The sequence below is a fragment of the Hydrogenophaga sp. 70-12 genome, assembly GCF_001897365.1.
Lineage (GTDB): Bacteria > Pseudomonadota > Gammaproteobacteria > Burkholderiales > Burkholderiaceae_C > Hydrogenophaga > Hydrogenophaga borbori.
This window is the reverse complement of record NZ_MKSS01000394.1, coordinates 1-5,611: the sequence shown is the minus strand read 5'-3', so window position 1 is coordinate 5,611 and position 5,611 is coordinate 1. Positions and strand designations below refer to the sequence as shown.

8 protein-coding genes are annotated in these 5,611 nt (G+C 70.8%); 3 read left to right on the top strand and 5 right to left on the bottom strand.

What is annotated here, in order from left to right:
- The 3 genes from BGO22_RS20190 to BGO22_RS20180 all read right to left on the bottom strand — a co-directional run.
- A partial coding sequence (locus BGO22_RS20190) for a PTS sugar transporter subunit IIA (RefSeq protein WP_286852288.1) occupies nt 1-405 on the bottom strand: 405 nt, incomplete at its 3' end.
- A complete protein-coding gene (locus tag BGO22_RS20185) occupies nt 402-1,673 on the bottom strand; it encodes an MFS transporter (protein ID WP_286852287.1) in 1,272 nt (423 codons plus the stop codon). The genes BGO22_RS20190 and BGO22_RS20185, both read right to left, overlap by 4 nt.
- Nucleotides 1,670-2,203, bottom strand: coding sequence for a hypothetical protein (locus tag BGO22_RS20180; RefSeq protein WP_286852286.1), 534 nt, complete (start codon nt 2,201-2,203; stop codon nt 1,670-1,672). Before BGO22_RS20180 ends, BGO22_RS20185 begins: the two co-directional genes overlap by 4 nt.
- A gap of 69 nt (nt 2,204-2,272) precedes the next feature.
- Between BGO22_RS20180 and BGO22_RS20175 the strand changes: the two genes are divergently transcribed.
- Both BGO22_RS20175 and BGO22_RS20170 read left to right on the top strand, forming a co-directional pair.
- A complete protein-coding gene (locus BGO22_RS20175; protein ID WP_070401245.1) occupies nt 2,273-3,538 on the top strand; it encodes a CaiB/BaiF CoA transferase family protein in 1,266 nt (421 codons plus the stop codon).
- 6 nt (nt 3,539-3,544) lie between these two features.
- Complete coding sequence (locus BGO22_RS20170; RefSeq protein ID WP_286852285.1) at nt 3,545-3,949, top strand: thioredoxin family protein; 405 nt, start codon at nt 3,545-3,547, stop codon at nt 3,947-3,949.
- A gap of 7 nt (nt 3,950-3,956) precedes the next feature.
- On the opposite strand, the gene BGO22_RS20165 is transcribed toward BGO22_RS20170, so the two are convergent.
- A complete protein-coding gene (locus tag BGO22_RS20165) occupies nt 3,957-4,661 on the bottom strand; it encodes a DUF4197 domain-containing protein (protein WP_204743592.1) in 705 nt (234 codons plus the stop codon).
- A gap of 67 nt (nt 4,662-4,728) precedes the next feature.
- Between BGO22_RS20165 and BGO22_RS20160 the strand changes: the two genes are divergently transcribed.
- On the top strand, nt 4,729-5,244 hold the full coding sequence (locus BGO22_RS20160; RefSeq protein WP_239478200.1) for a TlpA family protein disulfide reductase: 516 nt from the start codon (nt 4,729-4,731) through the stop codon (nt 5,242-5,244).
- A gap of 73 nt (nt 5,245-5,317) precedes the next feature.
- Here BGO22_RS20160 and BGO22_RS20155 read toward each other — a convergent pair.
- The coding region (locus BGO22_RS20155) for a c-type cytochrome (RefSeq protein ID WP_286852284.1) at nt 5,318-5,611 on the bottom strand (294 nt) is incomplete at its 5' end.

Below are 5,611 nucleotides of genomic sequence, written 5' to 3'. Positions count from 1 at the left end.
TCGGGCCTGGTTTTGCGGAGCGGTCACGGCCACCTGCATCACGCCCTGCGTGGCACCGATGATGGCGCGCGAGATCAGCGCGTCGAGCGACTCGTGGCGGTAGCTCACGGTGCGCAGCAGCATGGGCAGGTTCACGCCGCAGACGAGCTTGCTGCGCACGCCGTCGATGAGGCGCTGGGCCACGTTGCAGGGCGTGGCGCCGAACATGTCGGTGACCACCAGGGTCTGCGGACGGGCCATCTGGGCCAGCAACGCGCGCGCCTGGGCCAGGGTTTCTTCGGGCGGCACGTTGGGCTGCACGTCCAGCGCCACCACCGCGTCCTGCGCGTCGGGAAAGACATGCAGTACGCACTGCCGCAGGGCCGAGGCCAGCGGGGCGTGCGCGATCAGCAGGATGCCGTTCATGGGCGCAGTGTAGCGGCGCGGTCCCGCTCGATGCGGCGCCAGCCGCGCCAGAACAGCCCGTAGGCCGCCACGCAGCACAGCGCGAACAGGGCCACCGCGCCACGGTAGCGGTCGGGCTCGCTCCAGCCGAAAACGTCCAACGCGTCGATCGCCAGGCCGATGCCCCACTGCAGCACGAATACGCCGGCGAAGATGACCAGGTTGTAGGCCGACAGCGCGCGGCCCGCGGCCTGCGGCGGCAGGGCCAGGGCCACGGCGGGCTGCGACAGCGCCACGAAGGTGGAGCTGACGCAGAACAGCGCCCAGAGCAGCCAGCCCGCGCGCGGGCCGAGCCAGGCGATGGCCACGATCACCACCAGGCTGATGGGCAGGCCCCAGCCGATCAGCGACTCGGGCCGGATGCCGCGGCGCGCCAGGTGCGGGTTGACCACGCCCCAGGTCCAGAAGGACGCGAGCATGCTGAGGTTGATGGCGAACAGGCCCATGGCGGCCTCGTCCGGCGTGTAGCCGGCGACCTTGACCATCCAGGGCCCGGCCCACAGCGCCTGCACGGCCACCATACCGCCGTAGTTCATGAAGCCCACGGGCACCATGGTGCGGAAGTAGTGGTCGCGCCAGATGAGTCCGTAGCCGCCATCGGGCGAACCGGCGGCCGGCGCGGGTGCGTTCGCGTGCCGCGTCCACGCCGGCACCGACCAGGCCAGCGCCGCCATGGACAGCACGAACAGCAGGGCCAGCGCCCAGAACAGGCCGCGCCAGCCGATCACCGGCAGCAGCCATTGCACCGGCAGCGTGGACGCCACCATGCCCATGGAGCCGGTCATCAGCATCCAGGAGTTGGTGCGCAGCTGTACGGCGGGGCTGAACCAGCGGCGAAAGCCCGTGAGCGGCGCCATGAGGCAGGCGCTGAGCCCCATGCCGGTGAGCACGCGCGCGGCCAGCAGGCTGTAGAAGCTGTCCGCCAGCGCGAAGGCCACGCTGCCCGCGACGGCCATGGCCAGAAAGGCCAGCACCACGCGCTTGGGGCCGTGGTGGTCGAGCCAGCTGCCCATGGGCAGCTGCGTGAGCGCGAAACCGAAGAAATAGCCGCCCGCGAGCAGGCCCAGGTGGCCCGGCGTGAGCGAGAGCTCCGCGCTCAGCGTGGGCGAGAGCGTGGCCGTGATCGCGCGCACCAGGGCCGACAGGAAATACGTGCCGGCAAAGACGAGGAACACCGTCACCGCCGCGCGTGGGGTGAGCAGTTCGTCGTGGGCGCTGGAAACGCTCATGGCAGGCGGACTCCCTCGAAGAAGGTGGCGGCGAGCTCGGGCTCGATGGCGCGGCCGTAGATGGCCGCGTGCAGCAGCTGGCCGCCCCGCATGGCGTGCAGGGCGCGCACCTGGACGGGCTCACCGCCCGGGCTGCGTCCACTGGCCTGCAGGCCGAGCGCGCGGTCGCTGCCCGGCACGCCAGCCGGCCAGGACGCGGCGGGGTCGTCGGCCAGGGCCGGGTCGGCCTGCACCGCCAGCAGCGTGGCGCGGCGCCAGGCCTCGAGCGCCCGCGCCGCGCGCGCGGCATCGCCCGCGTCGACCCAGGCCACTGCGAAGGTCAGGCCGCCGGTGTCGCAGCTGAGCATGTGCAGCGTGGCGTTCAGGCCGCCCAGCGGCACCTCGCGCTCGGCGCGCTCGGGCTTGCAGGGCAGTAGGGCCTCCACGGGTGCGCCGTCCGCGCGCACGGTGCGCCAGTTGAAGGTGGGGGTGCAAGCGGCGATGAGCAGCAGCCCGGTCAGGGCGCCGGCGAGTCGTCGGGAACGGGTCATGGAACTGGACGGGGGCCGGTCCGCGGGGCGCGGCACCGGAGGCGCGAGGGTCTCGCGCACAATGCACGGATGAATGCTCTGGATGGTATCCGCATCCTCGATTGCTCGCGGGTCCTCGCCGGCCCGTGGTGCACCCAGACCCTGGCCGACCTGGGCGCCGACGTGGTGAAGGTGGAGCGCCCGCGCGGGCCCAGCCACCCCGGCGGCGACGACACGCGCGGCTGGGGCCCGCCCTTCCTGCGCGGACGCGACGGCCAGGACACCGCCGAGGCGGCCTACTACCTGGGCGCCAACCGCAACAAGCGCTCCATCACCTGCGACCTCTCGGTGCCCGCCGGACAGGCGCTGATCCGCGAGCTGGCCGCCCGGGCCGACGTGTTCGTGGAGAACTACAAGGTGGGCGACATGGCGCGCTACGGGCTGGACTTCGCCGCGCTGCGCGCGCTCAACCCGCGCCTGGTCTATTGCTCCATCACCGGCTTCGGCCAGACCGGCCCTTACAAGGACCGCGCGGGCTACGACTACGCGGTGCAGGGCATGGGCGGCCTCATGAGCATCACCGGCGAGCGCGACGACCTGCCCGGCGGCGGCCCGCAGAAGGTGGGCGTGGCCGTGGCCGACCTGTTCACCGGGCTGTACGCGACCGTCGCCATCCAGGCCGCGCTGCGCCACGCCGAGCGCACCGGCGAAGGCCAGCACATCGACATGGCCCTGCTCGACACGCAGGTGGCCATGCTGGCCAACCTGGGCGCCAATTACCTGGTGCGCGGCCGCGCCGACGGGAAGGTGCCGGGCCGCGCGGGCAACGCGCACGCCAACATCGTGCCCTACCAGGTGTTCGAGGTTGCGCCCGACGGCAGCGGCCAGGCGCAGCACATCATCCTGGCCGTGGGCAACGACGGCCAGTTCGCCAAGTTCTGCGACGTCGCCGGCCGCCCCGAACTGGCCCGCGACGAGCGCTTCGCGCGCAACCAGAACCGCGTGCGCCACCGCGCCGTGCTGGTGCCCCTGCTGGAGGCCGTGATGAAGACGCGCGGCAAGGCCGACTGGCTGGCCGCCCTGGAAGCCGCCAAGGTGCCCTGCGGCCCCATCAACGACCTGGCCGAGGTGTTCGCCGACCCACAGGTGCGTGAGCGCGGCATGGTCCACACCTGGGAACACCCGCTGGCCGGCGCCATGGACCTGGTCGCCAGCCCCATCAAGATGAGCGCCACCCCCGTGCGCAATCACCGCCCGCCGCCGCTGCTGGGCCAACACACCGAAGAGGTGCTCGCCGAGTGGCTGGGCGCCGACGCCGCGCGCCTCGCGCAACTCCGCGGCAGCGGAGCGATCTGAACCGCCATGGCCTACCAACCCCTGCCCACCCCAAAATCGCTGCGCGCCGCGGCCGACGCCACGGCCGCGCGCGGCGAACCCCTGGTGGTGATTATCACGCTGCGCGGCTGCGTCTATTGCGAGCTGGTGCGCAACAGCTACCTGCACCCGCTCATGCGCGAGGGTCGGCTGATCGCCGTGCAGCTCGACCTGCAGGACAAGGCCACCGCCATCCAGGACTTCGGCGGCCGCACCACCACGCCGGCCGCCCTGGCCGAGGAATGGCGGGTGCGCCTGACGCCCACGGTCTTCTTCTTCGGCCCCGAGGGCCGCGAACTGGCCGAGCGGCTGGAGGGCGTGACCTCCACCGACTTCTATGGCAGCTACCTGGACGAGCGGCTGGAGTCCGCGCGAAAAGCCCTCAAACGATAGCGCCCACTCACTTCAAGGAGCCGAACACCTTCTTGAGAATGTCGCTGCCCGTGCCCACCGGGTCCTGGCGGATCTTGCGCTCCTCCTCGCCGATGATGGTGTAGAGGCCGTCGAGCGACTTGCCGGTGACGTAGCGCTCGATGTTCGCGTCCTCCTTCTTCACCAGCCCGAAGCCGGAGGCCTTCTCGGCCACGCGGTTGTAGCTGCGCGCCAGGCCCACCTTCTGGGTGGTTTTCGTGACCACGGGCAAGAATTTTTCGCCCAGCGGGGCGCGCGTCTTGTCGGCGAAGAAACGGGTAACGGAGTCGTCGCCGCCCGTCAGGATGTTCTTGGCGTCGGTCACGCTCATGGACTTCACCGCGCCGACCAGCAGGTCCTTGCCCAGGGGCACCGCCTGCTCGGCGGCACGGTTCATGCCGGTGATGAGCTCGTCCACCCGCTTGCCCTGGCCAGCGAAGCTGAGCAGCTTGGCCGCGTCTTCCAGATAACCGGGCAGGGGAATCCGAACTTTCGGGTTGCCGAGGAATCCATCCGTCTTGCCCAGCAAAGCCACGGCGGCCAGCGCGCCTTTTTCGAGCGCGGTGCGAATGCCGGCCGCGGCGTCCTTGTCCGTCAGGTCCGACAGGGACAATGCCCAGGCCTGGCGCTGGGCGGCGACAATCAGCAATCCCACGCTGCCCAGGGACAGGCGATGAAACTGGCGGCGTTGCATGTGGGTGCTCCCTCACGTTGATCCGAGGCGGGCACTGTAGATGGTGAAGCAGGAAATGACAAACCCGATGACCAAGAGGCCCGAACCGAACCGCCGCCAGGTGTTGGGCGCGGGCCTGGCGCTGGGCGCCACCGGCGTGTTCGGCCTGAGCGGCTGCGCGGGCCGCGAGGCCGCGCCGGATTCCACCTTCGTGCTGCTCGACGGCAGCCAGGCCCGCACGGCCGACCTGCAGGGCAAGGTCACCCTGGTGAACTTCTGGGCCACCACCTGCGTGACCTGCGTGAAGGAAATGCCCGCGCTCGTGGCCACCCACCAGAAATACGCGTCGCGCGGCTACGAGACCATGGCCGTGGCCATGAGCTACGACCCGCCGGCCTGGGTGGTGAACTTCGTGCAGTCGCGCCAGCTGCCGTTCAAGGTCGCGCTGGACAACACCGGCGAAATCGCCAAGGCCTGGGGCGACGTGAAGCTCACGCCCACCACCTACCTGCTCGACAAGCAGGGCCGCATCGTCAAGCGCTACGTGGGCGAACCCGAGATGGACGCGCTTCACAAGCTGATCGAGGAACTGCTGGCGGCCTGAGCGCGGCGCGCGGGTCCTCAAGATGAAAGGCCGGGATCCCCCGGCCTTTTTTGCTGGGCGCGGGGCGCCGCGCTCAGTTCTTGCGGAAGTCGTCGTGGCAGGCCTTGCAGCTCGCGCCGGCTGCGCCGAAGGCGGCCTTGATCTGGTCCAGGTTGCCGGTCTTGGCGGCCGCGTTCAGCTTGGCAACCTCGCCCATCATCTTCTCGCTCGCCGCCTTGAACTTGGCCTGCTCGGTCCAGACGGCGGGCTCGGCCCGTGTGTCGCCCCTGTCGGTGCCGGGGCCGAAGGCCTCCCAGGGCAGCTTGCTCATGGTCTCCGCGATGGCCGCGCTCTCGGCCGCCACCTTGGCGTCGAAAGGCACACGGCC